General features: G+C 49.4%; 29 protein-coding genes. 9 read left to right on the top strand and 20 right to left on the bottom strand.

Annotation, left to right across the window (positions count from 1 at the left end; genetic code table 11):
* The first annotated feature begins 110 nt into the window (after positions 1–110).
* Positions 111–977: an AraC family transcriptional regulator gene (locus PEL01S_RS08400; protein WP_127459999.1), complete on the top strand. Its 867-nt coding sequence runs from the start codon at positions 111–113 to the stop codon at positions 975–977.
* On the opposite strand, the gene PEL01S_RS08395 is transcribed toward PEL01S_RS08400, so the two are convergent.
* The 9 genes from PEL01S_RS08395 to PEL01S_RS35675 form a co-directional block, all read right to left on the bottom strand.
* The gene (locus tag PEL01S_RS08395; RefSeq protein ID WP_127459998.1) at positions 978–2,189 is read right to left on the bottom strand and encodes a trans-sulfuration enzyme family protein; all 1,212 of its coding nucleotides are present in this window, start codon (positions 2,187–2,189) and stop codon (positions 978–980) included.
* Positions 2,190–2,218: 29 nt separating this feature from the next.
* Positions 2,219–3,055 (bottom strand): carbohydrate ABC transporter permease, encoded by an 837-nt coding sequence (locus tag PEL01S_RS08390; protein ID WP_063184648.1) that lies wholly within the window; start codon positions 3,053–3,055, stop codon positions 2,219–2,221.
* Positions 3,055–3,987 carry a carbohydrate ABC transporter permease gene (locus tag PEL01S_RS08385; protein WP_108533772.1) on the bottom strand — a complete coding sequence of 311 codons (933 nt, stop codon included), beginning with the start codon at positions 3,985–3,987 and terminating at the stop codon, positions 3,055–3,057. The genes PEL01S_RS08390 and PEL01S_RS08385 overlap by 1 nt, the downstream gene beginning before the upstream one ends.
* Before the next feature lie 66 nt (positions 3,988–4,053).
* A complete protein-coding gene (locus tag PEL01S_RS08380) occupies positions 4,054–5,376 on the bottom strand; it encodes an ABC transporter substrate-binding protein (protein WP_063184649.1) in 1,323 nt (440 codons plus the stop codon).
* 339 nt (positions 5,377–5,715) lie between these two features.
* Positions 5,716–6,402 (bottom strand): FadR/GntR family transcriptional regulator, encoded by a 687-nt coding sequence (locus PEL01S_RS08375; RefSeq protein WP_063184650.1) that lies wholly within the window; start codon positions 6,400–6,402, stop codon positions 5,716–5,718.
* A gap of 290 nt (positions 6,403–6,692) precedes the next feature.
* Positions 6,693–7,244 carry an RICIN domain-containing protein gene (locus PEL01S_RS08370; protein ID WP_063184651.1) on the bottom strand — a complete coding sequence of 184 codons (552 nt, stop codon included), beginning with the start codon at positions 7,242–7,244 and terminating at the stop codon, positions 6,693–6,695.
* Positions 7,245–7,487: 243 nt separating this feature from the next.
* Entirely contained in the window at positions 7,488–8,294 is an 807-nt protein-coding gene (locus PEL01S_RS08365) for a phosphodiester glycosidase family protein (protein WP_063184652.1), read from the bottom strand.
* Between the two features lie 215 nt (positions 8,295–8,509).
* Positions 8,510–9,001: a hypothetical protein gene (locus PEL01S_RS08360; RefSeq protein ID WP_010495163.1), complete on the bottom strand. Its 492-nt coding sequence runs from the start codon at positions 8,999–9,001 to the stop codon at positions 8,510–8,512.
* 81 nt (positions 9,002–9,082) lie between these two features.
* Positions 9,083–9,481: an anti-CBASS protein Acb1 family protein gene (locus tag PEL01S_RS35675; protein ID WP_063184653.1), complete on the bottom strand. Its 399-nt coding sequence runs from the start codon at positions 9,479–9,481 to the stop codon at positions 9,083–9,085.
* Here PEL01S_RS35675 and PEL01S_RS34905 point away from each other — a divergent pair.
* On the top strand, positions 9,443–9,580 hold the full coding sequence (locus tag PEL01S_RS34905) for a hypothetical protein (RefSeq protein ID WP_197483521.1): 138 nt from the start codon (positions 9,443–9,445) through the stop codon (positions 9,578–9,580). The two genes, PEL01S_RS35675 and PEL01S_RS34905, sit on opposite strands and share 39 nt — an antisense overlap.
* A 95-nt stretch (positions 9,581–9,675) precedes the next feature.
* On the opposite strand, the gene PEL01S_RS34410 is transcribed toward PEL01S_RS34905, so the two are convergent.
* On the bottom strand, positions 9,676–9,819 hold the full coding sequence (locus PEL01S_RS34410) for a hypothetical protein (RefSeq protein ID WP_157244166.1): 144 nt from the start codon (positions 9,817–9,819) through the stop codon (positions 9,676–9,678).
* 239 nt (positions 9,820–10,058) lie between these two features.
* Between PEL01S_RS34410 and PEL01S_RS08350 the strand changes: the two genes are divergently transcribed.
* A complete protein-coding gene (locus tag PEL01S_RS08350) occupies positions 10,059–10,448 on the top strand; it encodes a hypothetical protein (protein ID WP_127459997.1) in 390 nt (129 codons plus the stop codon).
* A 419-nt stretch (positions 10,449–10,867) separates the two neighbouring features.
* Here PEL01S_RS08350 and PEL01S_RS08345 read toward each other — a convergent pair whose 3' ends face one another.
* A complete protein-coding gene (locus PEL01S_RS08345) occupies positions 10,868–11,155 on the bottom strand; it encodes a hypothetical protein (protein ID WP_063184654.1) in 288 nt (95 codons plus the stop codon).
* Positions 11,156–11,238: 83 nt separating this feature from the next.
* Between PEL01S_RS08345 and PEL01S_RS08340 the strand changes: the two genes are divergently transcribed.
* Positions 11,239–11,532 carry a hypothetical protein gene (locus tag PEL01S_RS08340; RefSeq protein ID WP_063184655.1) on the top strand — a complete coding sequence of 98 codons (294 nt, stop codon included), beginning with the start codon at positions 11,239–11,241 and terminating at the stop codon, positions 11,530–11,532.
* On the top strand, positions 11,517–11,876 hold the full coding sequence (locus tag PEL01S_RS34405) for a site-specific integrase (protein ID WP_157244168.1): 360 nt from the start codon (positions 11,517–11,519) through the stop codon (positions 11,874–11,876). The genes PEL01S_RS08340 and PEL01S_RS34405 overlap by 16 nt, the downstream gene beginning before the upstream one ends.
* Positions 11,877–12,213: 337 nt before the next feature.
* Here PEL01S_RS34405 and PEL01S_RS08335 read toward each other — a convergent pair whose 3' ends face one another.
* A complete protein-coding gene (locus PEL01S_RS08335) occupies positions 12,214–13,419 on the bottom strand; it encodes an MFS transporter (protein WP_063184656.1) in 1,206 nt (401 codons plus the stop codon).
* Between the two features lie 441 nt (positions 13,420–13,860).
* On the opposite strand from PEL01S_RS08335, the gene PEL01S_RS08330 reads away from it, so the two are divergent.
* On the top strand, positions 13,861–15,321 hold the full coding sequence (locus PEL01S_RS08330; RefSeq protein ID WP_063184657.1) for a DUF5050 domain-containing protein: 1,461 nt from the start codon (positions 13,861–13,863) through the stop codon (positions 15,319–15,321).
* Positions 15,322–15,412: 91 nt separating this feature from the next.
* On the opposite strand, the gene PEL01S_RS08325 is transcribed toward PEL01S_RS08330, so the two are convergent.
* From PEL01S_RS08325 to PEL01S_RS08310, 4 genes are all read right to left on the bottom strand, one after another.
* Positions 15,413–16,867 carry an MFS transporter gene (locus tag PEL01S_RS08325; protein ID WP_063184658.1) on the bottom strand — a complete coding sequence of 485 codons (1,455 nt, stop codon included), beginning with the start codon at positions 16,865–16,867 and terminating at the stop codon, positions 15,413–15,415.
* 206 nt (positions 16,868–17,073) lie between these two features.
* Positions 17,074–18,096 (bottom strand): helix-turn-helix transcriptional regulator, encoded by a 1,023-nt coding sequence (locus PEL01S_RS08320; RefSeq protein ID WP_127459996.1) that lies wholly within the window; start codon positions 18,094–18,096, stop codon positions 17,074–17,076.
* Positions 18,097–18,172: 76 nt separating this feature from the next.
* Positions 18,173–18,427, bottom strand: a complete 255-nt coding sequence (locus PEL01S_RS08315; protein WP_127459995.1) for a winged helix-turn-helix transcriptional regulator — start codon at positions 18,425–18,427, stop codon at positions 18,173–18,175.
* Between the two features lie 49 nt (positions 18,428–18,476).
* Complete coding sequence (locus PEL01S_RS08310) at positions 18,477–18,953, bottom strand: MarR family transcriptional regulator (protein ID WP_108533784.1); 477 nt, start codon at positions 18,951–18,953, stop codon at positions 18,477–18,479.
* A 285-nt stretch (positions 18,954–19,238) separates the two neighbouring features.
* On the opposite strand from PEL01S_RS08310, the gene PEL01S_RS08305 reads away from it, so the two are divergent.
* Genes PEL01S_RS08305 through PEL01S_RS08295 form a run of 3 tightly spaced genes read left to right on the top strand, consistent with a single transcriptional unit; the run spans position 19,239 to position 21,430 of the window.
* Positions 19,239–19,640: a RidA family protein gene (locus PEL01S_RS08305; RefSeq protein WP_063184662.1), complete on the top strand. Its 402-nt coding sequence runs from the start codon at positions 19,239–19,241 to the stop codon at positions 19,638–19,640.
* Between the two features lie 24 nt (positions 19,641–19,664).
* Positions 19,665–21,161 carry a monooxygenase gene (locus PEL01S_RS08300; RefSeq protein ID WP_127459994.1) on the top strand — a complete coding sequence of 499 codons (1,497 nt, stop codon included), beginning with the start codon at positions 19,665–19,667 and terminating at the stop codon, positions 21,159–21,161.
* Positions 21,162–21,169: 8 nt separating this feature from the next.
* Entirely contained in the window at positions 21,170–21,430 is a 261-nt protein-coding gene (locus tag PEL01S_RS08295) for a flavin reductase family protein (RefSeq protein ID WP_127459993.1), read from the top strand.
* Here PEL01S_RS08295 and PEL01S_RS08290 read toward each other — a convergent pair.
* The 4 genes from PEL01S_RS08290 to PEL01S_RS08275 all read right to left on the bottom strand — a co-directional run bounded on the left by PEL01S_RS08290 (position 21,421) and on the right by PEL01S_RS08275 (position 25,112).
* Complete coding sequence (locus PEL01S_RS08290) at positions 21,421–22,068, bottom strand: SIMPL domain-containing protein (RefSeq protein WP_127459992.1); 648 nt, start codon at positions 22,066–22,068, stop codon at positions 21,421–21,423. The two genes, PEL01S_RS08295 and PEL01S_RS08290, sit on opposite strands and share 10 nt — an antisense overlap.
* Positions 22,069–22,267: 199 nt before the next feature.
* Positions 22,268–22,666 carry a cupredoxin domain-containing protein gene (locus PEL01S_RS08285; protein WP_163768510.1) on the bottom strand — a complete coding sequence of 133 codons (399 nt, stop codon included), beginning with the start codon at positions 22,664–22,666 and terminating at the stop codon, positions 22,268–22,270.
* A 261-nt stretch (positions 22,667–22,927) separates the two neighbouring features.
* Positions 22,928–24,112 (bottom strand): MFS transporter, encoded by a 1,185-nt coding sequence (locus PEL01S_RS08280; RefSeq protein ID WP_174806917.1) that lies wholly within the window; start codon positions 24,110–24,112, stop codon positions 22,928–22,930.
* Between the two features lie 142 nt (positions 24,113–24,254).
* Positions 24,255–25,112, bottom strand: coding sequence for an AraC family transcriptional regulator (locus PEL01S_RS08275; RefSeq protein ID WP_108533789.1), 858 nt, complete (start codon positions 25,110–25,112; stop codon positions 24,255–24,257).
* Positions 25,113–25,173: the final 61 nt, after the last annotated feature.

Here is a 25,173-nt window from a genome sequence, read left to right as displayed (position 1 = left end):
CCATCGTACCGAAAATCGGCTCCCTGCAGTATGTGTATCTGAAACTTTTTCATGGAATATCCTAACTTCCCATTCCATGCTATACTTGGCTGATAAAGGAGGATGCCAAGATGAGCGGAAACCGGAACGAGATCATTCAAAATTATTTCAAAACGCTGCAATTGGAGCTTATGGTTGCCAGCTACTGCGAAAGAGTCACGCAAAATTGGCGGAGACCGCTAAGGACGGACAGCTTCAACCGTTTTTATTTGATCCTGGGCGGGGAAGGCTGGCTTCAAGTCAAAGGCCAGGAATATTATCCCGTTCCCGGCCAGCTGTATTTTTTGCCGTCGGACACCCCTCTGGCGTACTCGATCATCAGCGACAACACCTTTCACAAGTACTGGTGCCATTTTTCCGCGAACGTCGGCAGCTTTCATCTCTCCCATTTGATCGACTTTCCTTACTATATTGAAGTGGATGACATGTCCTATATGCAGCACTTGTTCGAGAAGCTTACGAAAGCAAATCAAAAAAGCGGAGACCTCACGTCCCCGCTCAAAGCAAATGCGATTTTATATGAAATTGTAACGTACTATATGGACCGGCTCCTACCGCAGGCGATCCGTCTGTCCTCTTCCCCGGCGATCAGCCGGTCGAATCAAATTTTGCAGTATATCGAGGAGCATCTGGCCGAGCCGTTGACACCAAAAGCGCTGGCCGAAGCGTTTCATTACAGTCCGAACTATTTCTGCCGGTACTTCAAAAACTTGTTCCAAGTCACGCCGATCGAATATATTAACAAGGTCCGGATCGAAAGGGCCAAATGGCTGCTTACCCATTCGAACCAATCCATCGAAAAAATCGCAAGCCAGATCGGACTGGAACGGTTTTATTTCTCGAATTTGTTTAAGCGGTCTACGACGTTATCCCCCAGCGAATATCGGCTGGCCGTCCGCTCGGCCCCCGGCCGGGAGGCTGGTCTGCAAGAAGGTTGATTACTTATCGGTCTTTTCCACCGGCAGCTTTGCACTGGCCTGCTCAATATCCTCAATTAAAACTTGAGGCTTTTCCAAGCCGACATACAGCCGGACGAGCGAGCCCGGAACGGACTCGTAGCCGGGTCCGAGCCGGCCGACGGTGACCAGACTCTCATGGCCTCCCCAGCTGACGCCGATCCGGAAATATTCGAGCCGGTCCGCCCACGCTTTCATTTCTTCGGCAGGGAGGTCGGTCTCGAAGGAAAACAGGCTGCTCGAGCCGCTCATTTGCCGCCGGGCCAGTTCATGCTGCGGGTGGGAAGCAAGCCCCGGATGGTTTACCTTCCTCACAAACGGAAGGCTTTCCAGATGGCGGGCGACGGTCAGCCCGCTCTGCTCCTGCTTCTCGAGCCGCAAAGGCAGCGTTCGCAGCCCCCTCATCGCAAGCGAGGCCGAATGCGGAGTCATAATCCCGCCCAGCAGCAAGTATTCGCTTGCGTTAATCCGATTGATGTTCTCGGCGGACCCGATCAGCACCCCGCCGATGATATCGCTGTGCCCCCCGATATATTTGCTCATGGAATGAAGCACGAAATCGATCCCGTGCTCGAACGGATTTTGCAAACACGGCGTCGCCCACGTATTGTCGATCATGGTCACGGCCCCGATGCTTTTCGCCAAACGGGCGCATGCGCTTAAATCTTGAAGCTGGAACGTCATGGTCGTGGGACTTTCCAGATACACCAGCTTCGTATTCGCCCGCACGGCAGCCTGAATAGCTTCGAGCGAAGCGCCGTCCACAAAAGTCGTCTCGACGCCGTACCGCGTAAGAAAACTCGTCAACAGCTCCCGCGTCGGTCCATAAACCTGATCGATGCAAATAATATGGTCGCCCGCGCGGACATTCGCCAGGATCGCGGTGGAGATGGCGGCCATGCCCGAAGCGAAGCAGCGCGCTTTCTCGCCTCCTTGAAGCGCAGCCAGCCTCATTTCCAGTTGACGTACCGTCGGATTATTCCCCCGCGTGTACACGAACGAATCGCTTACATCTGTAGACGCACGGTCAAATTCCTCGTACGTGGCGAAGGTGAACAAGCTGTTTTGGTAAATCGGCATGACCACGGCGCCCTGGTGCAGCTCGTCATGCGAATCGTGGGCTACCTGCGTGCTCGGATCGATAACATGATTGCGGGTACGGTCGTCGGTTTGAGCATCCAATTTAGGGTTCACGGGAATCGGTCCTTTCACTATGGTTTTGACTATCCTTTTACCGCTCCCTGCGTCAAGCCTTCGACGATGAATCGCTGACAGATGGCGAATAAAATGACCGTCGGGACAATGGACAGCACGGTTGCGGCGGACATCGAACCCCAATCGATATCAAATTTCGTAATAAACGAGTTCATGGCGACCGGCAGCGTCTTGGAGCTTTCCTTGTCGATAAACATGATGGCCATGAACAGCTCGTTCCAGTTCTGGACGAAGGCAAAAATAAACGTGGCCGAAATCCCCGGCATCATGACCGGCACGATGACGCGAAACAAGGCGCTCAGCCTAGAGCAGCCGTCAACCATCGCCGCTTCCTCCAGGCTCGCCGGAATTCTTTGAAAAAAACCCCGCAGCATAATGGTACAAAACGGAACGAGGCCGACCGTGTACATCAGGATCAGGGAGCCCTGCTTATTCAGCAGTCCCATACGGGACATCATCAAATAGAGCGTACTGAATCCGATAAAAAGCGGAACCATCTGGGTAACGAAAAAGGCGATCATCAACTGCTTGCTGCCCCGAAACGTGAACCGGGCCAGAACGTATCCGCTCAGAACGGTCACGACAAGCACGACGGCCGCCGAAGTCAGTGAGACGATAAGACTGTTGCCGATGTAAATATGAAACTTCGAGATTTTGAAAATCTGAATATAGTTTTCGAACGATATTCGTTCGGGCCAATACTGCAAAGGCAGCGTAAAGATCTCGTTACGCGGCTTGAGTGAAGTAATGACCATCCAATACAACGGAAACACCATAAAGATTAAATAAAGGCCAAGAGCGGCCGCCTTGCCTGCCTTTCCGGCAAAAGCCAGCTGTTTCTTCATTAAAAATCACCCGCTTTTTCCGCTCTAGTCGCAAACAGATAGAAGGTCGTGAACAGCGCCAGAATGGCGATGCAGATGATCCCGATCGCGCTCGCCTGCCCGTAATCGCCGGAAAAGACAATTTTATCGAGCATGTACGTCGTCAAAATATGGGTTGAGCCTGCCGGTCCGCCGTTGGTCATGCCGTAGATCAGATCGGGAAAATTGAAGATCCAGATCACGCGCAGCGCGGTCGTTGAAATGATGGTCGGCATAATGTAAGGGATCGTTACATGAAACAGCTGATTGAACCGGCTCGCCCCGTCGATTTCGGCGGCTTCATACAGCTCGGAAGGCACGGATTGCAGCGCTGCCAGCAGCATTATGGCAAAGAAAGCTACCCCGTACCAGACGTTGGCGACAATGACCGAGAACATCGCCCACTTCGGGTCGGATAAAAAACCGATGCGCTCCGTAATCAAGCCGAATTTCAGCAGCAGGTCGTTGATGACGCCGATTTGTCCGTTGAACAGCCAGCGCCAGATGATGCCGATCAGAAAGCCGGACAGCGCCCACGAATAAAACACGAAGCCTTGATAAACCCCGCGTCCGCGAAAGCTTTTGCGCATCAGCAGCGCCAGGCAAAATCCGATGACAAACTGCAAAACGAGCGAGATGATCACCCATAAGGCGGTATTTTTAAGGATCGTTTTGAACTGATCCCCGGCGAGCACCGTACGAAAGTTTTGCAAGCCGACAAAATGAACATCCGTCAAATTAAACAAGGAATAGTTTTGAAACGCTACGCTAATCCCTTTGAGAATCGGAAAATAGGTGAAGCCGAAGACGAGCAGCAGGGTTGGAAGCAAGCATAGAAAAATAAACGTTTGTGTTCGGTTCAGCCGGAACAACCTTCCCGTACCCCGCGACGGTGTCGCTTCCCGGTTTTTCATGCATGGTCCCTCCCAGAATAGAGGCGGCGGCTAGGGGATGCCTATCCGCCGCCCGCTTGTGCTTGCTTATTTGCCTTGCTTCTTCTCATTGATCCAGTAGGCATCCCATTTCTTCAAAGCATCGTCAATCGACATCTGACCAAGGAGAATTCCTTGCGCATCCTGCTGAACGATTTTTCTCCATTCGCCGAAGCCCTTATAATCCGTCTCCGGTTTGTACGGGATGTAGTGGGCGGTATCGTTAGCCATATCGATATACGGCTTGTAAGCGCCTTCTTTAAAGTAACTGTCAACGGATGCACTGTTGTGAATTGGAATAACGCCAGCCGCTTTGGTGAAGATCGCATTTTGTTCAGGACTGGAAATAAACTCAATCAGCTTCCACGCTTCTTGCGGATGCTTGGAATACGACGTAATTCCCCAACCGGCTGCGCCGACTTTGTAGTGCGAAGCTCCGGTCGGACCGGTCGGCATCGGCGCGGTCGCCCAAGTGCCTTCCTTCAGCTTCTGCTTGACCGGATCGATCGTATCGGGGTCCTGTATGAGCATCCCCGTCGCTCCGGAGACGAAGCCCTGCACCTGTTCCGCGAAAGCCCAGTTGACGGAGTCTTTAGGAGAGCCTTCCTTGTATAAGTTCATATACATCGTCATGCCCTGCTTGGCTTCCGGCGTGCTGAAGATCGTAGCCCCGTTTTTCAGGAACATCGCGTCGTCGGGATTGACGTTCGTGCCGTTGTAGTCGCGCAGCAGGTCGACGATATAGCCGTCGGCCCCTGCCCCGCCGCGGAACGAGTAGCCGAAGCGATTGTTCGCGGAATCGGTCAACGTTTTGGCCGCCTTGTACAGGTCGTCCCACGTTTTCGGAGGCGTCAAGCCTTTTTGATCAAACCAGTCTTTCCGGTAAAACAGCATTTTCTGGTACAGTCCGTATGGAATATAATAAGGCTTTTGATCAATGTAATTCGCCATAGCCAGCGAGTTGGCATTCAGGTCTTTGTAGCCGCTCCAAGAGGAGGTAAACGAGGAAAGATCGGCAATCCACTTGTTTGTCACGAATTGCTTCACGGTAACGTCTCTTACTTCCAGCACATCGAGATCGTCTTTGACGGAAAGCAAGGTGGAGATTTTGTTATCCGCGCTTTCCAGAGGCGGAGAAATCAATTCAACCTTAATGTTGGGGTTCGCCGCTTCAAAGCTGGCGATCATTTTCTTAATCACTTCGGTCCTTGCCGGGCTGGTCAAGCTTTCGATCATCTTGAGATTCACGGTTTTCGAATTGCTTCCCTCGCCCGCCGTTCCCTTCGTTTCATCGCTCGAACAGCCGCTTAACGCCCCTGCCGCCAAAACCGGAATCAAAGATACGGTCAACCATCGTTGTGTCCCCTTCATACTGCACCCCTCCACCATAATTGTTTTCCAGACAAGACCTCTGTGTCTGATGAGGCCCCTTTTGAGCTAACGGAGGCCTTTTCCCGTGGAAATCTTACCCACCTGTATACCTGTATGATAGCTTGTGTTGTAGAGGCTATCTCCAGTTCATGAAGACAAGAATCTCCAGCGTGAAAATGATTTGGACCTATATACCTGTCAGACAGGTATATAGTCAGTTGAGATAACCAAATCATAATATGGTGGAGGAGAGGAAGTCAATACCTTTTGTTATCTTTCATCACTTTGAAAGAAAATTGAAAACGCTGTACTGGGAATTAAATGGATTTGAATGTTACTTTACGTGACATGAAACTGAAAGTTTTTGATCGACTGCTCCATACTATCCATAATTTTATTGAATTCCTCACGCGCTTTCATGGGATTTTTCTCTACGATGGCGGCGAATAAGGTTTGGTGAAACGGAAAGCTGTCTTGAAATATTTCCTGATGTCCGAACGGAGCATTCCAGAATACGGAAAACAACTCCCACACCGATTCCACGATGCTTTGCAAAATCGGATTCCCGGTTGCTTTATAGATCGCTTGATGAAATTTCATATCGGCAATCGAGCTGGCCTGTCCGCGCGTCCTTTCGATTTCCAGCAAATAGTGGCGCATTTCCTCAATATTCTCATCCGTAGAACGCTGAGCCGCCAATTCAACCGCGAGCACTTCCAAGGCGCGACGAACGTCCATGAGCTGCAGCAAAGCGGACCTTTCGTCCTCTACATTGATTTTCGCAGACATTTGATACTGGGCCGTTTCTTTCACATAAATACCTTTTCCGTTGACGACCTCGATGACATCCGACGCTTCCAAATAACGCAAAGCTTCCCGCAGAGAAGAACGTCCGACGCCCAAAATCTTCATAATGGTTTCCGCGGAAGGAAGCTTATCTCCTTTCTTCAGGTCGTTGTTCCGAATATATTGTTTCAATTCTTCGGAAACCATTTCGTGCATCCTGACTTTGTTGATTTTTTTCATGCTCCGACTCTTCCTTTCCCTATCTCCAACACAACATCACAAGAATCCAAATCGGCCCTGCGCTACACCAGCAAATTGAGTTTGAAAAGTCCGGCGATCATGCGCTGCTCTCTCATTATAGCAAGTATCCACGAGAAAAGAAGCCCGCCATACAATCTTTACCAACCGTCGCACAATGAAAATTTCGTGAATCGCTGCATTCGTTCCGACGGCCGTCTTTTAGACCTTTGGTTTATTATTGAGGCAAAAGAAAAACACCTGTAGCAGGTGTTTTATAGGTAAGGACAAACTTAATTTGCTCTTTGAAGAAACCATTTTTGATTGTCCGTGTTTTGAAAAGGCCATTGGTGTAAAAACGCCGGGTCATCAGTCCTGCCGTTTTTCACATCCAGAACTTTGCCGCTATGCTTGGCGGTAATTTTATAAGAGCCGTCGCCCAAGGGCTCGATGCTCCACCTTTGATTATTTCCTCCGTTATCGGACCATTGATTGATATACGCCCCGTTCGCGTAGGAGCCATCGGCAACATCGAGCACTTTGCCGCTATGTACGGCAACAATCTTATAGAAGCCGTCGCCCGTCGGCACGATTCTCCACTGTTGATTGCCCCTATTATTATAAGTCCAGGTTTGGATGGCCGCGCCATCGTCTGAGGAACCATTCCTTACGTCCAGCGCTTTGCCGCTATGCTTGGCGATGATGTTATAAATGGCCGCAGGGTCGATGTCGACCGCCGCTTCCGCAGACTTGGTCCCTGTACCTACGATGGCCAGCAGCACGAAGCAAAAGCTAATACTTAACGCGATCACCCAATTTTTGTGAAATTTCAGAGATTTAAGCACGTTCACCACTCCTCATTTTTAATGATCGAAACATTGCGATTTCGTTCAGGGCTTCTCCAGAATCGACAGCCTGTTCGTTCAAAGAAGTTTAAACCATCAAATCACCTCGAATTGTATATTATAGGAAACTTCTACATTATAACATAATTAATGGAATATTTATACATATATTTCGAGAATCAAAACAAAAAACAAGCAGGCCGTCTTTAAATGACTGCCTGCCTGCTTCCGAATTCGCTGTTATTACGGGGTAACCGTAACAATCTGGTGCAACGCTCTGCTATCCCCTTTAATGTTGATTAGCTTATTATTATTGTCATAGGCCCTCATTTGAGAAGAACCGCTGCCATCCAAAAATATCCCATTCACGTCATTTTTAGGCGAGCCATCTTTAATTCCAAAATACTGTTGAATCGCCGCCCGAAACGCCTCGGCAGTACATTTCGTATCTGTCACAATTAAATAAATTCCCGTACCGCTATAAACCATGGCTGTTCGTTGGACTTTTCCGTCCGGGTTCGGCAGCTTTTCCTTTGTTATTGTGTCTTTCCAGCTTGTCGAACCAAGGCTCATCGACACGCCGCCTTGTGCCCAATAACTATTATGCCCAACCGCTTTGTTGACTTCCCAACCGTTGTTTAACACTTTAAACAGAAACTTTCCATTTTTCGCATCCCAAATAATCGTGCCTTGGTTTCCCGAATTGTACCAGCCGTTATTGCCAGCTTTATCTGTACCAATGACCGGTTTTCCATTATTTATAGCAATATTATGTGTTTTTTTCATACCTGTCGTTTCTTCGACTTGATTGGAAAAAAATCCGCCGTTTATACCAATATTGCTTGTATTCTCCAGATTAGCGCTAAGATTGAGAGCTTTCAACTGAATATTACCGGGACTCGTTTGAATCACATTTAATTTAACGTTATTCGCCGAATAAGTAGAGTATTTGTATGATGTCGGGCCACCTATGCCTGCGAAGCTGCTATTCGGAATAACGAACGCCAGTAATGCAGTCAACGCCATAATAATAGAAAATCTCTTTTTCATCCAATTCGCCTCCAACCGATGAGTGTGTGTACTTCAAGCCATATAATACAATATCACTTGACTTAAAACTCATTTTGGATTATCCCGCAGAAAAATGAAATGATCCGGTGCAAAAATTGTCGAATGCCATACTTTCATCCCAAGGTTGCCGTTTTATTTTGTCTTTTTCGCAAATGAAAAGCACTCCGATTAGAGTGCTTCTCATGCAAGACTTTTTAGTTTGTATAGTAGGCTTCAATTTTGAAATCGTGGGACTTGTCTGCCTTCCATGTAGTCGAACCAACACGCAAATAATAATACGTGTTTGCCTTCAATTTATCGGACTTAACTGTTCCCAATGTACCTTGGCTTATGGATAAAAGAGCAGTGTTATTATTGGGATCGGAATCATACACCGAAATCTTGTAGGTCTGACCGCTAGGGCCAAAAAGCTTTACTTTCAGATTTCCTAGTTTCGCCGGTGTCATAAAACGATACCACACCACGCTATTATCTGTTTCCAGCGTCCCCGTTATCTTGTCTGTATCTTTCGAAGGGATCTCAACATCAGTAAATTCCTTAGGCTCTGAAATCATAGGTGCAGCTAACTCTTCTGCAGCAAAAACGGTTTCCTGCTGCATAGGGGCAGATGCGAAGCTTGCGGTTGGTGCCAATACGCCGGCCAGTAACGTCGCTGTAGTGCCAAGTGCTATGAATGTTTTTTTCATAGGAACCTCTCCTTTTCGTTAATAATGTCGAGAAAAAAACCCTCTCACATCCATATTATACATTATTTTCCTTAACTAAGTTCATCTCTTGATTATCTGGTACAAAAATTGTCGAAATGCAAGATGCGATAAAATAAAAGCACCTTTATCCGGTGCTTTCGTTAATGATGGAATTTCGATCATTTCTGCTCTCGGGGTCTTCACTATTTCGGGATTCCCACATACACATGATCGGTTAGCAGTTTGTACGATAACTCGTGCAAAATACGTCTCCTGCCCCTGCTGTACAGTCTCGTAATAGTTCTCCATATCGCTTTCCCCGGTCGCGTTCATCCCGGCCGGCGCCTGGCCAAACAACCTCGTCACTGGCATTCGACATGCGCCCGCTATATCCAGCATAAAGCTCTCGTATATATCGTTCAGGCCACCGAAGGAGTAACGATGCGTAGCGAAATCGTCATCTTTCCCAAGCAAGTACATCCATTGCCGTTCACGTTCGGACAGATTGCACATCGCATCGTAAAGTTTGAACCGCTCGTCATCGGTCCAGTTCCCGATCCGGCCCCGCCGGCTTGGTGATCAGTTGCTCCATCCAGGAAGTGTCCCATACCTTTGTTCGCTGGTAGACTGAACGCCGATCAATACCCCTCTGATTCCCCGGCATGCGGCCGGTCTCAAGCCACTTGTTCCACGAACTCGCAATCGCTGATGATATCCGAAATCAACGAGCCGTCTTCTTTATCTATTGTTCGATTGTACGAAGATATGAGATCCTTTTTCGCCTTGCGGTAATCGAGCAGTAAGTCATACAGACTCATCGTTGCACCTCCGCTGTCAGTCTTACCTTTTATGCTATTACTGCACGGCAATGATCCGATCAATGGTCACTTCGACATTGATTTCGTTAAGGACGCCCTAATTACCAAGACAAAACATAAAATATTCTTTGTTTTACATATTTTATATATTATGTTATAGTTTGGTTGTTGAAATACATTTTGAATAGCTGGCCAGCTTTCAAATAAACATGTGCACAAAAAAACGGAGGTGTTTAAGGATGAAACTCCCAAAACGTGCCCTACTGATGACGATTATTTCTATCGTTCTCGCTCTAGGTTTTTCAACAGCATCGTTTGCCGCAGCGAAAATACTTCTTCCAAACCAACCAGCTAACAATCCCGCTATTTTCAGTTCTCCCCCCAGTTACCTTGTATGGTCTCAGTCGCCAACAGATGATGAATCGCGCTGGTATTTTTCGACTGCAAACGGAGATTTTTTAAATGGATCATGGACTTACCCGGCAGGCTCCACCGTTAGAACATACTACTTGTCACAAGGCGAGAAAGACGCCTTGCCAAGGAACACTCTAATTAAGTTCTCAGTCTACGCGTACAGTAAAGGCAGCTTCACGGGAGGAGACAGCGGTTACTTTATTGTACAAAACTAGGTTTGGGAAAATCCGGATGTCTATTTTTATAGATATTTTCAGATTGATGAGAAACCCACGCTCATAAAAACGTGGGTTTCTTCATGTGCTAGTCGCCGGCCGCCTCCAGCAGGTTCGGGCGCGGGCAGTAATAATCTACCTTCGAAATTTTCGGCTCCAGGGAACAGCAATGATGTACCGGGTATATTCTGCGTGGTTAGTATCAAATTTTTTTTTCGATTGTGCGAGGCCTTCCGGCAATAGCGCCGACCATACGAGCCAACCGGCACAACCGCATGCACAGTTCCGCACTTCTCCTTTTCACTGCCTTATGCCTGGCAAATCCAATTGACTTTGTGACCGATATTCCACATCATTCAATTCCCTCCCACATTAAAGTCAAGTTTTTTATGCTGCGTGCGATCTGCTTCTACGCTTCCCTATGTTGCCTCGGGACTGACGCCGGTGATTTTCGAAAAAGCATCTTTCAAAACAATAATTTCTTGTTCCCCGTACCTCACAACAAAATTTCCAGTGTGATGCTTCTGGTAAGAAATAGTCTCCGGGATTACCCCTACCTCTTTGCTCGAGCTCGCCGTTATCTGGCCATTTCCTCTAAGTTCGATAACCTCATCAAATATCAGTTGTATGTCGTCAACCGTCGACGTTTCAGATGTAGCCAGCCAGAAAAGCACTTGCTTTTCAGCCACATTTAACTGGCCGGCCAAGAGCCTGCTCTATCGAGATCAGCCGTTCCGCGCGCTCGACCCACTTTTCGATTACATCGTGATTCGTCCACGGATAGCTGGTAATGATGTGTTCTCTGACGTTAAACATTTCGGTTCTCTCCGATCTTCTTTTATTTCCGAATCACGCTTCTCGTTCCGTCACTTCAATAGCTTTATTGAAGTTGAAAGAAGTTACAAAACTTCAGTATCAAACTATGTTAGACGAGATGAAAGAAAAAGATGATTATTCTCAATCATCTATTAATTTGGCTCACGTTGCCTGCAAAGAAACAGACATTACAAAAGATGCCGAACTCCCCGTCTTCCACCGCACAGTTAAACAACTGGAATCAGAAGATGATTGCCAGAATATCTAAAAAAAGAGGCATTGGCTGCGCTCCTTAGAGAAGCTAAGAAACATGGTAATGTTCAAGGATATAACATCCTTTTCACCCTTGCACATACTGATTTAAGAATAGGAGAACTGCTTGCCCTTCAGATGTTGATTGGACTAATCGGCGAATTAATATCACGAAAACACTATATGCACGAAATTATAACCGAGTATAAGCTGGTTCCACCAAAAACACCTTCATCCGTTCGCAAAGTAGACATTGGAGATTCGGTAATACGTGTATTGAAAATGCAAGAAGCGTGGAAAAAGAATATAGGATGTCGGTCGCATATCGCTCTGACACCAAAGAAAAGTTCGTTTTTATAAATTCCCTAAAAATCTCTTAATACCCAGAAGCTATTATTCGTGTTGAATTTTATACGGTAAAATATTACAGATCACAAAACTTCCATCATCCTTCACGCCTCACTCGTTCAGATATACGTACACTAGCTTAATGGCTGAAGCCAGCGTAGAACTTCGACTACGCGGCCATATTAACAATGCTATTACACGTGAAGTATATCTACACGTAACAAAAACAAAAAAAGAGAAGCTGTCGACAAACTCGACATACTTCTCAATGGGTTATGATCCCCCCCTTTTGTGGGTAATTCGTGGGTAACGACTCCAAAACTCCCCGTCCCAGAAGAAATATCGTCCGTTATCCTTGCGCCTTATTTACGCCCGCCTCGCGACGTTTCCCCATGAGCGGAGCTAGGATCAACGCGCCGACGAAAAATAATACTCCGCTGATGGTATACACCATGTGCAGTGAGATCGCATTCTTCAAGTATCCCCCCATGGACATGCCAACGACCATCATGCCCATAAACATCGGCGTCAGCACGCCCCCGACCCGGCCGATAAACGGGCCTTCCGTATTCCGCAAGATCAAAGTATTGATGCCGATTTGGATACAGGGGAAGCCAAGTCCGTTGGTGGCTTGAAAAAGAAGAGTCAGCGGGATGCTGGTCGACCAGCCGATTCCGATCGCGCCGAAGGTGCTGACGAGCAAACCCGCCGCAAGCAGCGTTTGCGGCTTTACTTTCTTGGATACTGTCATCACAAGAGCTCCGCCGACCAACATGGCGGCGCCGTTCGTCATGAGAAGCCATTGGAGGAACGATTTGTCCTGTCCCAGATTTTCCATGGCCACAAAGATCGTAAGCGGCGAAATCAATCCGACGGCCAAGCCGGATGCGGCAAAGGTCCCTCCCAGCGTCCGGAGCGGGCGGCTCGCCCATACATAACGAATCCCGTCCCGCAGTTCCTGCGCAAAGCTCCGGTCCGCCGCAGCCGGGGTCTTGGTATCCCGTGGGAGAAAGGACAAGATCAGCGCCGAGACAAGCAGCAGCGCACCCATCACGCAAAGTGAAATTTCGATGCCGAATCGCTGATAAACGAACGCACCGATGACCGGACCCACCACCATAAAGATGGCCATTAACGACTGAAACAGAGCCATGACACCTTGCAGCTGCTCTTCCGGTACATGCTGCTTAAACAGCTTCATTGCCGACGGCTGGGAAAACTGGGAAAGCACGGCGGAGATAAAGGTAGCAAAAAGCAGCGCGTACCACGAGCCTGAGTGTATTACCATCAGCACGACGAAAGCGGAGACGGCGGACAAGAGATCGCACCAGACCATCGTTCGTTTCGGCAGCCACCGGTCGGCGAATGTCCCCCCGATCGTGGAGAACAAAAAGATCGGTGCGTATTCTACGACTGAGATCAGCGATACATACAGCGGGTCGTTCTTCGTCAACTCGGTCACGTAAAGCAGAATGGCAAAGTTTCTTACCCAAATGCCAAGCTGCAGACAAACTCTGGATAAAATGATGGTTCGAACATAACGATTGTTTAACACGGGTATTACTTCCTTTCAAGCTTTGATCATCGTGCGGTTAGATCTGCCCGGACGACGGCAAGATCTCATCGGATTTATGCTGTAGAACCATTGATCCGACTCATCCTCTCCACACCTAACAAATAGACGAAAATGAATTTCGTTTATTTATCTATAGACATATTATTATATCGTCCAGATTTAATCAAGAGGCTTATGATAAAAATTATAAACATTCTCCTTAAACGTCTATCTTTAAGTAGACATTCCAACAAAACGCCTTAATCCTCGCAGTGCCACAGCTGTCTTTCGCAATCTCCTCAAAATGACGGTTCGCAAACTTCTCGTCCCCTTGTAAATACGCGCAACAAACAGGCGATTCCGGCGTTAATAACAACGTTAGCTTTTTCCTTCAAGCACCGCAAAGCTTGTCCGAAGCTCTAGCCGAAAGGAGTTTTGATCATGCCTCAAATTTTGAAAGTCTGGACCGCAGTAGCTGCCTTGAGCCTTATGCTTGTTTGGCCGGCTCCCGTTTCCCGGGCGGCAGCTTCGCCGGAGGTTCAAGCGTCGTTCCCTGCGTTCCCGGTGACCGTGAACGGCACGGTTACCGACCAGACCCATAGCCAGTATCCGCTGCTGCTGTACCGTGACATCACCTATTTTCCGATGACTTGGAATTATACGTCTTCCCTGGGCTTGGCCGTTTCTTGGAGCAAGGAGAACGGACTGTCTCTGGATAAAAAAGACGGCTGCGCTTCTCTGGCACAAGATCTGACCGCAGAGGTCAATGCAAGCACTGGTGGTCCGCAAGCTGCCGTCCCTACTCCCTTTTCCGTGAAGGTGAACGGCAAAACGATCGTTAATGCGGACGAACCATATCCTGTTTTGCTGTACCGCAACATCGCTTATTTCCCGATGACTTGGAGATTTGCTCACGAGGAGTTCAACTGGAAAACTTCTTGGAACGACGTACGCGGCTTTGCCATTCAATCGTGCGCCAGACCCGACGATGAGGAACGTACTCAAGCGGAGGCGTTAAACCTGGCGAACGGGGGTAAGCTTGCCGTCAAGGACGGCTGGGTGTACATGAATCCGTACCTCTGGTCGGAGGGAGCGCACCAGTTGGTCAAATCCAAGCCGGACGGCTCGAGTAAGACCAAACTTTCGGACGATAAAGCCACTTACATCAATGTGGTTGGGGATTGGCTGTACTACATCGCATCCGAGCCTCGCAAGCCAAACGCCATCTACAAAATCAAAACCGACGGCACGGAGCGGACGCTTGTCTCTCAGACGAATGCCAGCTGTCTGTGGGTCCGGGACGGATGGATGTATTACCTTCGCCTTACCGAACGCAGCGGCAACAAAAACGCTACCTACTACACTCCGGGCGGCATTGAGCGGATGAGAACGGACGGTTCGGAGAAACAGACGCTGCTTTCCAATATGGAACACATCAAGTATTTTTTTCTGCAAGGCGAACGCCTCTATTATCTGACCGGCGAAGGGGAGAAAAAGAAGCTTTACGTCATGGGGAACGACGGATCGGGACAAACAGAGCTGCGGGATAATGTGACGGAGATCAGTACCATTGACGGGTGGATCTATTATGTGAAGGACGGCAAGCAGCTGCGCAAAATGAGCGGAGACGCCTCCATCGATATCCCGCTGCACGAATCCGCGAGGACGCCGATTTTCGGACTGAACTACCGGGATGGTTGGGTTTACTATGTCAGCGGCGGCTTCGGGATCTCGGGGGACGCTTCCATGGAGCGTATCCGGTTGGACGGCACCGGGCGTCAAGCACTGGCCGAAGCGCGGGCAATGGCGTTATATATAGCCGAAGACCAGCTCTACTTCCCCTATTGGTCGATGGGCGACCAAACGATGTACCATATGAAAATCGACGACCCGCAGCCTTAAACGACCTCCTGTCCACGACAAACAAAGCAAGCCCTCGGACCCTGCGGTTCGAAGGCTTGTTTGTTTGCTTAGCACGACCGGGCACATGTTCTTACACCTTCCGCTTGGGTAGGAGGCACAGACAAAGAAATGCGGCAAAAGCAAGGCACCCGGTAACGGTTAAAGAGGCGGAGAATGCCCGTACATAATCCGGCAGGTCCGCTGCCGCCAGCGGCTTACTCAGCACGGCCGAGAACAAAATGCCAATCAGCGCAACCCCCAGCGAATTGGCCAAGTTAGTAAAGGTCGTGAACAAACCCGATCCGGTGCCCGCATTTTCCGCAGGCACTTCGCTGAGCGCGACATTGACAAGCGGCGTACCGGCCAATCCGAGCCCGAGACCGTACACGAGCAGGATCACCATATTCGGCATGGTTAGCAGGTCCACAGCATCGGCATGCAGCGTGCCAATGAGTGCAAAGCTGCAGATCGCCATGACCAGCGCGCCGATTTTCAGCACGTTCCCTCCCCATCTCCTGACGATTCCGGACGATACGAGAGAGCTCAGGAAAAAACCGGCGCCGATCGGCAGAAAAACCAGACTCGTGGATTTGATGCTGTAATGCAGGCCGTATTGCAGGAAGTAGCTTAGGATAAAGAAGAAAGAGAACATGCCGCTATAGAACACCGTTACCGTGATTATGCCGACTCTGAACGAAGGCAGCTGGAAAATGGACAGGTCGACAAGCGGAACGGCGCCCTGCCTGCTTTTGCGGAGTTCGACGGCGACGAAGGCCAATAGAATGGAGATAGCCAGGACCAGACAGCTCCACGTCCAGAGCGGCCAGCCCCGCTTCTGCCCCTCCGACAGCGGATAAATCAGCAGAAACAAACCAGCGATCAGTAGTATGGCGCCGCTCCAGTCTATGCTTTGAGCCTGCCCCCCGCGAGATTCGGGGATGATCGGCAACAACAACAGAACAAGCACGCCGATCGGCACGTTGAAAAAGAAAACGTTCCGCCAACCGAGCGCGAACCAATTCCAATCGATCAGCAGCCCGCCCAAGATCAGGCCGAAGGTGAAGCCGACGCCGATCAAGGCGCCGTAAATTCCAAAAGCGAGAGCCTTCTCCTGCGGCGGGAAGCTGACCTGCATCGTCGACAGCACCTGCGGCTGGATAACCGCGGCGGCCAATCCCTGCATTATCCGAATGGCGATCAGCACCGACGGATCGGAAGCCAGCCCGCCGAGCGCAGCCATAAGCGTAAAGCCGGCCACGCCGATGAGCAGCATTCGTTTTCGGCCATACATATCGCCGAGCTTGCCGCTAATCATCAAGGCCAGCGCCATGCCGAGCGAGTAACCTGCGACCATAAACTGAGCTTCGGAGAAACCCGCATGCAGGCTGTTCTGCAAAGACGGCAGCGCGACCTGAATCATGAACGTATTCAATTGGATCAACAAGATGGGCAGTAAAATCACCGCAAGCGCGTACCAACGGCGGCGGTCCGTCTGCTGCTTCGGGAAGCGATCGGATGTGAATGTTTCGGAGATCGGGTTGGACATGGAATTTCCTCCTACAGTAAAATCTAAGCTTTTCGCGTTGGAACAGGCGGCCGTCAGCACGTCAGTCCAGCGTTTGATAACGATTATCATTCGAAAAGCCATCGCCGCGCTACCTGTGGAGGAAGTTTTTATCCCTGCACAAGGAGGGTCAAATAAACGAAAAACCCCTCAAACCTTTGGAAATCCAAGGGTCTGAAGGGCCTGCTTCAACGGTTGTTGTTCTCCTGCTCCATGCTTTGCCGCAAATCCAAATGATGAAGCTGCCTTACATATTCGCCGGGATTGCAGCCGTAATGCTTCCGAAAAGCCGTCGTAAAATTGCTGACATTGCTGTAACCGACGGCAACGGCAGCCTCCCCCACATTCATCCGCTCGATCTCTATGAAACGAAGCGCCCTTTCCATCCGCTCTTGTCTTACAAGCTCGAAGATCGTCATGCCGAACAGCTCGCGAAAGCCCTTCTTCAGCTTAAACTCGTTGATCCCGGCGAGTCTGGCCAGTTCCCGGATGGACAGCGGGTGCTCAACCCGGCTGATCACCCACTGCCTGACCTCCTTCAGCTTCTCGATATCGTCGCGGCGCAACACGAGCTTGCCGTCTATAGGACTGCGTCCGCCCGCCTCGGCAAACAAAGCAAGAAGCTCCATCGCTTTGCCTTCCATGTACAATCGCTTCATTGATCCTTTATAGGTGCAATGGATAAGGTCGGATACGCATTTGCGGATGGCCGGGGAATCGGAGTAAGGATCAATACTCCCCTTATGCCGCTTCATCCAAGCTTCCATCCCGTGCTTCTCGATCGCATCGTCGGCATAACGAAGCAGTTCCTCGGGAGCAAAACGCACCTCCAGCAATTGCTGCCGGAGACCCGCTTTCATTTCCTCGTACACTCGAATATTTTCCAGGAACAGAACGTTGCCCGCCCGGCTCCCCGTCCAATTTTCTTTGCCGTCCCATTCGCAATAAATTTCACCGCTTAAGCAGTAGCTCAATTCGAACAGCCGGCATGCTTCCATAATGTGCAGCTTCATATTGCGCTCGTACGTTATATCCGAAACAACAATCTCCATTCCCGGACGAATCCGCATCCGGGTGATCTTCCCCTTTCCGATATGAGGCGGCGGGGAAAGCTGCTGCTCCCAGCTTCGGGTACGCACCGTTCCATGAACCATTTCGGCGATCCGGTCAAAATAATCGTGTATGTCGGCTACCAAGATATTCGGTGTCAAAAAACGCACCTTCTTCCAATTATCCAATGAGAATGATTATCATCTATCCCCATTGTACTTGGTCGGTGCGTTCATTTCAACGGTGATTGATTGTGCACTCCCATTTGCACATCTCCTCCAGAATGGGCATTACCGTTCTTCCTCTTGGAGTTAACGAATATTCCACCTTCGGAGGCGTTTGCCGGTACTCTTCCCTGTTAACGATACCGCTGCTTTCCAACTCGTTCAACTGGGAGCTTAATACCTTATGCGTAATTTCGGGAATTCGCCGTTTGAGCTCCCCGTAGCACTCACTTGAACTGTACCTCCAATTGTTATTGATGTCTAACATATGTACAGTTCAACTCCGGACGGCTGCCTATTGTCTTTGTTGAGGTACGTTAGCGATAGAAGTCAACCATATCTCCAAACAGCCGTTTGATAAATTCAAGCTCGCTTTCGTTGTATCTTTCCAAAAATTCGTACATTCTTTGCTTTTCCTTCGTATGGAGCTCATCATGAGCAGCAAATAGCTTTTTGCCGACAGGCGTTAGCCGAAAATACACTTCCTTTTTGTTATCGTTGAGTTGGGCTTTTCGCACCCAACCTGCCTTTAGTAATTTATTTGCGATCTTGGAGGTATTCCCTTTGCTTAAATTTATCCTTTCCGCGATGGAAGTGACATTGATCGGCTCCTGCTCTCCGATGCACGCAATGGTGTGCAGTTCCGTCATGTTCAATCTGAATTCCGGTTCGATATGCTTCCGGATATCCTCGAGGTATGTTGCAGTTATTCGGGTTTCATATTGCTCTTTTTGCTGAAGAAACTGAACGAAAAATTCATGAATTGCGGTTTTGTTTTTATTGGCAGTATCCATGATTATGCTGGCTCCTCGACTCATTTGTTTCATTATAGCATAGATTATTTTCTGAGAAACAAACGGGCATGCTCATATTGGGGTTGACAGGATAAGGAGTGACCCAGTACAATAATATTGTTTCATATGAAACAAATTTTATACGTTGTTTTTATTTTTTTCTTTTATAACAAGAATTAAAAAGAGTTCAAACGAAACAATAATTTACGAAGGAGGTTCTGTCGGAAACACTTATCCACTTTTCAAGAAAAGATTTATAAATATGGAAATGGAGCATGCTTGCCTATGGAAATCGTGAATCCAAAGACATTGACGGATAAGGTTACATCTGTAATTTCTCATGTCGTGGTAACTACTGCCTCTAAACTGGCCTTCATCTCAGGTCAGGTTTCTGTAGATGAAACAGGAGCATTGGTCGGCTCAGGGGACTATTACGCGCAAGCGATTCAAGTGTTCACCAATCTAAAGTATGCATTGGAAGCCGCGCGAGCGGATCCATTGTACATTGCAAAAATGAATATTTTTGTGGTAAACCACAACCCGGAATTGATTTCGATTATTTTTGACGCCGGATTTCATGTATTTGGCCCTAACTGGCCGAAGACAGCAAGTACCTATATAGGCGTTCAAGCACTAGCCGATCCTGAATGGCTTATCGAAATAGACGCTATCGTGATCTTCCCATAATGTTTAAGAAAAGAGGTTATTTATATGAAATATGAAGTCATCCTTATCGGTGGCGGACCTGTCGGCATGATGTTGGCTGGAGAATTGGCATTAAACGGTGTAAAGGTCTGCGTCATTGAGCGATTAAAAGAAACAACTCCATATTCACGTGCGCTTACAGTACATCCACGAACCCTAGAAATATTAGATATGCGTGGAGTGAAATCAAAATTAATCAGTAAAGGCCGCTTACTTTCACGAGGGCATTTTGCCGGATTAGAAACTCCTTTGGATTTCTCGGTGTTGGATTCTTCTTCCAATCACACTCTCTTTTTACCGCAGAGTGAGACGGAGAAGGTGCTGGAGGAATGGGCTCTTAGCCTTGGCGCAGAGGTCTGGAGAGAGGTTGAGGCTCTATCTGTGCATCAGGATGAGGATGGGGTCGACGTTAAGATCGCGGGACCTAATGGAGAAACAACGTTAAGATCTGCTTATGTGGTAGGTACGGACGGAGCCAGAAGTTTAGTTCGCAAACATGCAAATATATCATTTGAAGGTACAGACGCGACCTTCACGGCTATTCTGGGGGATGCCGTTCTATCTGATTTGGCTCCTATGAGTGTTATATCCCGGATTACAGAAAAAGGTTTGGTCAGCATCATGCCGATCAATGATCATATGTATCGGGTCTTAATTATCGATATGGAGAGACGTAACATCTCTAAGGATGAGACCGTTACATTTGAAGAGTTTCGTTCATCGATCATCCGTACGACCGGAAGCGACCTGGGATTGAACGATGTGAAATGGATGTCCCGTTTCGGAAATGCGACGCGGCAAGCGGGACGCTATCGGAATGGTCGATTGTTTTTGGCGGGAGATTCGGCGCACATTCATTTTCCGGCTGGTGGACAGGGAATGAACGTCGGCTTACAAGAAGCGATGAACTTAGGCTGGAAGCTTGCAGGAGCAATCAAAGGCTGGGCTCCGGACTGGCTATTGGACAGTTATCATACCGAACGTTTCCCATGGAATACGGCCTTGCTCCGGAATACCGAGGTCCAAACCCTGCTTCTGGACGTGACTCCTCCCATCACGGAACTGCGAAGCATGCTAGCTAATCTGATTCAAATACCGGAGGCTAATTATCAAATCGCCGCACAAATTTCCGCAATTGATGTACATTATGCTCCAGACGCCGAAGCGCCTCCCCATCCTTTAAACGGGAAACGTTTCAAGGATCTAGGCTTAAAGCTGAAAGACGGGCAATTGATTAACTCCTATCCGTTCCTGCACAAAGGTACTTTTCTTCTGTTGCACTTCCATTTTAATGAACAGAATAGCGGTCAATGGGAAACGTATAGCAACCTGCAAGTTGTACATGCATCTTTGGCTGAGGCAGACGCGGATTGGAACGACGTCCACACGGCACTTATTCGGCCCGATGGACATATTGCCTGGGCGATTTCTCTATCAGATCCGAATCCAATGCAAACAATAAATGAAGGAATCACTCGCTGGTGCGGAAACATTACGGATTAGTAATTCGTTTGAGCTTAGCAAGAGCGTCGCTGTGCCGTTCCGTGTTTGAAGCGCCGATTGCGTTCGAGCTGAAGCTGGATCGAATTATTCCCGTTGGCGGGGATCATCTCGTGCTTGGAATCGTGGAGCGCGTGCAAGTCGATTCCTCCGCCAATGCGGGAAATTATAAAATGGCAGGGGAGCTCTGGAAGCCGCTGGAAAGCATGGCTGGAAATTACGCGGGACTGGCGTCTACTTTTTCAATCGATCCAAGAAATCGTCAAGAATAAGAATAATAAGCTTTGACGGCAGCGGAAATGTTCAGCTCTCCCGGTTGGATGGGTGTGGAGGCCGCAGCGGCAAAAGTCGCCATCTGGTACGGAGGCGGTTCGATGCCATGCGACACCTCTTGAATCCGCACCGGGGTAGGATGAAGCGCTACGCCCATCGCTGTGGCGAGGGTCGCCGCCTTCTGGCGGCTGCTGTGGACCGCCTTCGTCAGCGCCTGATGGTAATAAGCCTCGGGATGAGCCGAAGTAAACTGGACGCCGGATATGGTGTTCGCTCCATGGCGAACCGCCGTGTCCACGATAACACCCGTCTGCTCGATCTTGTCCGCTGTCACTCGCAAAAGATGGGTGACTTTGTAGCCGCGGAACGTCTGCACTCCATCCTTGTAGTTATATTGGATATCGATGCCGTACTGGACCGTCTGCACCTTCTCCTTCGGAATTCCCAGCTGGTACAGCGATTGAAGGATGCTTGACACCGCTGCGGCATTTTCGGCCTGCGCTTCGCTCAGATTCGCCTTCTCCGTCACTACCCCGAGTGTAATCAAAGCCCGGTCCGGAGCCGCGGCAACCGTTCCTTCGCCGGATACCTCGATGATGTTCCTGAAGCTTTCGATTGATGCCGTCGTCGTATTCATTTCAGATCACCTTCCTTAAAGGATCTACTATCCAATGTATTTCGATACAAACCCGCTATGAACCTTCCGGAAACTGGAATAATCGCAAATAAAACACAAAAAAACGGCGACCCTCCCCCGACAACATATCGGGAGACGACCGCCGCTTCGCTTGATGATGCTATCTTTGCCGCCTTGACGGGACAACCTCGTTCTTACTTTATTTCACCGTAATGACGCCGTCAAACATATACATTCCACAATGATAGCGATACGTGCCAGGCTTCAATTCGGGTAAAGCGACGATATTGTTTCCAGTTGCCAATGGAGCGTCGATAATTCCTAGGTCTTTGGAGATCATGCTCTTGATGCAAGTAAATCGCGACGATTTCTTGAAGTTGATTTTCGCCGGCACGCCCGCTTGAAGCTCGATTTGTTTGGGCTCAAAGCCATCTTCCTTTACCTGAACGGTCGCGACCTGGTAACCCGCCGCTTTTTCAGCGATCAAAGGATCGACTGAACTCGAATCGTCTTGAATGAATGCAACGAGAATGGCTCCGATGCACAATATACCGAAGGCAGCCGCCAAGAAAAGCAACTTGTTTTTATTGATTTTCATTCCATTCCACCCTCTCCGTTGGTTATGATCTGCCGTTGTGGAATACCTCAAGTATAACGGAACGAGCACCGTGCGGACATGGAACATTGTGTCATCCTTCCGAATCATCCTGTGGTACTGTTATTTGATTTAAGGATAACCCAGTTCAATCGTCTCACAATGACTCGCAAGAGCTATCTTTATGTCTAAATTAAGGCAATTCGCGCTTCCATGCAAAAAAGAACCGCATTTGTGCGGCCCTCCTTTGCTTGCCTGCTTGACTCAGGAAACCTTCGGCCGGAACCATAGTCCGAGCAGCGCAAATAAGACATACGCGCCGCCAAGCCAATAAAACATGCTGTGGACGGAGAAGTACTGCATGCTGAAGCCGCCGATGTTCGGACCGGTGATGCTCCCGATGCTGAACAGCACGGAGGCGATGACGTTCGTGCGCGGCAGCACGGATTTCGGCACCACGTCCGCCGCATAGGCTAGCCCCAGCGTAAAGAACGAGCCGACGAGCCCGCCCGCCAGGCCGAACAGAATCAGCACCAGCAGCAGATTCCCCTGCGAGGCGAACGGGACGGCGGCAAAGGCGGCCCCGCCGATTAAGCCCGCCGCCATCAGGATCGGCTTGCGGCCCCACCGGTCGCTCCATACGCCAAGCGGCAGCTGGAGGATCAGAGAACCGATCCCGATGACCGGCAGCAGCAGCGATATCCATGCGTCGGACATGCCGATGCGCAAGCCGTAAGCGGGAAAATTGCTGTTCATGGACGATTCCATGTAACCGTACAGGAACGAGGTAAGCAGAGCGTACCAAGCCAGCCGGAATACAGCAGGATAGGTGGTGACGGCTTGCGCCCCCGGCTCCCTTTTTACCGTTTCCGGGAGCGCATTAGGCAGCCGGCTTACGAACATCAGCGACACGACCGTACACAGCATCGTCGCCAGAAAAGGCGCCCACATTCCGTAGGGCAGCAGGTTGATGCCAAGCGGTCCCAAGCTGAATCCTGCCCCGTAAGCCATCCCGTAGAGCGAGATGTACCGGCCTCGCTTGTCCGCCGGAGAGCGGGAAACGATCCACAGCTGGGTCGCATAATGCAGACCGCTGTCTCCCACGCCTACCATAAACCGGAGCACGAGCCATACCCAGAAATTAGGAAATGATGGAAATAAGATCAGCGCGACAAGCACGATCAGGATGCCGCCGACGATCACCGGCTTGTAGCCGAACCGGCGCACGGGCTTCTCAATCCAAAACATCGTGGCAAAGGTCCCGATATACAAAGCGGCCGCATTCAAGCCGTTCACCCCGGTCGAGACCCCCGTCTTGTCAAGCAGCAGAGTAAGCAGCGGCAGCAGCAGCCCCTGGTTCATCCCGGCGATAATGACTACGGTAATCAGCGTAAGATAATGCCGGAGCTGGAACGGGGATTCCAGGCCGCGTTCATGGGATAACGTCAACGGTAACTCTCCTTCACGACTTCAATTCTGAATGCCTTGACTATTGTAGCTGATCTTTGGTCAAAAATCGACCATTGACTTAAGCAATTATAACCGCCAACCATAAAAAAAGAAGCTGCCGAATTGCAGCTTCTTATCCCACCTATTCGATAGGAATATAGATGATCATGCTTATGGCATCCGGAGACGACTTGAGCACATCGGTCACCTCAAAATCCGGCCCCTCCCGCCGCTCGTAATTCGAATTCGGCAGCCATGTGCCGTATATGTATTTTCTCGTATCTTGAGCAGATCCGTCGACCCGAAATGCCGCGTATTTCCCCTTTGGAATCTCGTAACAAATGAATCCCGGCTCCAGCTCGTCCGTCAACTCGTGCACTTCTTCTCCGATCACGAACGAAAATCGGCCGTCATCCTGGAACTCACAAGCAATCCCGTAGGCCATTTCCGGAGCGGCTCTACCCGGAATCTTCAGAAACAATCCGTTACTCCCAAATTCGCCGTAAAAGCGCGGAATTTCTTCAAAGTATTGCTCCTCTTGCAGCGTCGTCCGATATTCGTAGCCGATGATCCGGATTGCATCCAGATCGATAATCTCAGGCCGGTTCATGTTCAATTCCCCTTCCGCATGTTGTTGATAATCGAGAAAATTCACCTTGTCCTGCAAGCGAAGCGGGCCGGACTCCTTCCGGTATTTCGCCGGCGTGATGCCGAATTGACTCTCAAACGCCCTGGTGAACGCTTCTTGCGATCCGTACTGAAATGCAACCGCGATGTCAAGAACGCTTCTGTCCGTTTCCTTTAATAGAACCGCGGCTTCGGACAATCTCCGTCGTCGAATGTATTGGTGCACGGAAAATCCCGAGATGGCTTGAAACAGCCTTTGAAAATGAAAAGCCGAAAAACAAGCCGCCGACGCTATGGCCGTAATGTCCAGCTCCTCCTGAAGGCGGTCTTCGATAAACTGTATCGCCCCTTGAATTCTTTTATAATAATCCATTTCGATCACCAAGCCTCCAGCCGTCGTGTCATGGAATTTATTGTACAACAAAACACACCGT

The sequence above is a fragment of the Paenibacillus elgii NBRC 100335 genome (assembly GCF_004000865.1).
In the GTDB taxonomy this organism is placed as follows: domain Bacteria; phylum Bacillota; class Bacilli; order Paenibacillales; family NBRC-103111; genus Paenibacillus_G; species Paenibacillus_G elgii.
Note: the sequence above shows the minus strand (reverse complement) of the source record. Positions and strands in the feature narration are given on the sequence as shown.

Bases quoted from the DNA above. Each gene is read 5' to 3' on its own strand.
- PEL01S_RS08400 (WP_127459999.1), top strand. From the start codon at position 111: ATGAGCGGAAACCGGAACGAGATCATTCAAAATTATTTCAAAACGCTG.
- PEL01S_RS08390 (WP_063184648.1), bottom strand. From the start codon at position 3,055: ATGAAGAAACAGCTGGCTTTTGCCGGAAAGGCAGGCAAGGCGGCCGCT.
- PEL01S_RS08385 (WP_108533772.1), bottom strand. From the start codon at position 3,987: ATGAAAAACCGGGAAGCGACACCGTCGCGGGGTACGGGAAGGTTGTTC.
- PEL01S_RS08380 (WP_063184649.1), bottom strand. From the start codon at position 5,376: ATGAAGGGGACACAACGATGGTTGACCGTATCTTTGATTCCGGTTTTG.
- PEL01S_RS08375 (WP_063184650.1), bottom strand. From the start codon at position 6,402: ATGAAAAAAATCAACAAAGTCAGGATGCACGAAATGGTTTCCGAAGAA.
- PEL01S_RS08365 (WP_063184652.1), bottom strand. From the start codon at position 8,294: ATGAAAAAGAGATTTTCTATTATTATGGCGTTGACTGCATTACTGGCG.
- PEL01S_RS08360 (WP_010495163.1), bottom strand. From the start codon at position 9,001: ATGAAAAAAACATTCATAGCACTTGGCACTACAGCGACGTTACTGGCC.
- PEL01S_RS34905 (WP_197483521.1), top strand. From the start codon at position 9,443: ATGCGTAGCGAAATCGTCATCTTTCCCAAGCAAGTACATCCATTGCCG.
- PEL01S_RS35675 (WP_063184653.1), bottom strand. From the start codon at position 9,481: ATGTACTTGCTTGGGAAAGATGACGATTTCGCTACGCATCGTTACTCC.
- PEL01S_RS34410 (WP_157244166.1), bottom strand. From the start codon at position 9,819: ATGAGTCTGTATGACTTACTGCTCGATTACCGCAAGGCGAAAAAGGAT.
- PEL01S_RS08350 (WP_127459997.1), top strand. From the start codon at position 10,059: ATGAAACTCCCAAAACGTGCCCTACTGATGACGATTATTTCTATCGTT.
- PEL01S_RS08340 (WP_063184655.1), top strand. From the start codon at position 11,239: ATGATGTGTTCTCTGACGTTAAACATTTCGGTTCTCTCCGATCTTCTT.
- PEL01S_RS08330 (WP_063184657.1), top strand. From the start codon at position 13,861: ATGCCTCAAATTTTGAAAGTCTGGACCGCAGTAGCTGCCTTGAGCCTT.
- PEL01S_RS08325 (WP_063184658.1), bottom strand. From the start codon at position 16,867: ATGTCCAACCCGATCTCCGAAACATTCACATCCGATCGCTTCCCGAAG.
- PEL01S_RS08315 (WP_127459995.1), bottom strand. From the start codon at position 18,427: ATGTTAGACATCAATAACAATTGGAGGTACAGTTCAAGTGAGTGCTAC.
- PEL01S_RS08310 (WP_108533784.1), bottom strand. From the start codon at position 18,953: ATGGATACTGCCAATAAAAACAAAACCGCAATTCATGAATTTTTCGTT.
- PEL01S_RS08305 (WP_063184662.1), top strand. From the start codon at position 19,239: ATGGAAATCGTGAATCCAAAGACATTGACGGATAAGGTTACATCTGTA.
- PEL01S_RS08300 (WP_127459994.1), top strand. From the start codon at position 19,665: ATGAAATATGAAGTCATCCTTATCGGTGGCGGACCTGTCGGCATGATG.
- PEL01S_RS08290 (WP_127459992.1), bottom strand. From the start codon at position 22,068: ATGAATACGACGACGGCATCAATCGAAAGCTTCAGGAACATCATCGAG.
- PEL01S_RS08285 (WP_163768510.1), bottom strand. From the start codon at position 22,666: ATGAAAATCAATAAAAACAAGTTGCTTTTCTTGGCGGCTGCCTTCGGT.
- PEL01S_RS08275 (WP_108533789.1), bottom strand. From the start codon at position 25,112: ATGGATTATTATAAAAGAATTCAAGGGGCGATACAGTTTATCGAAGAC.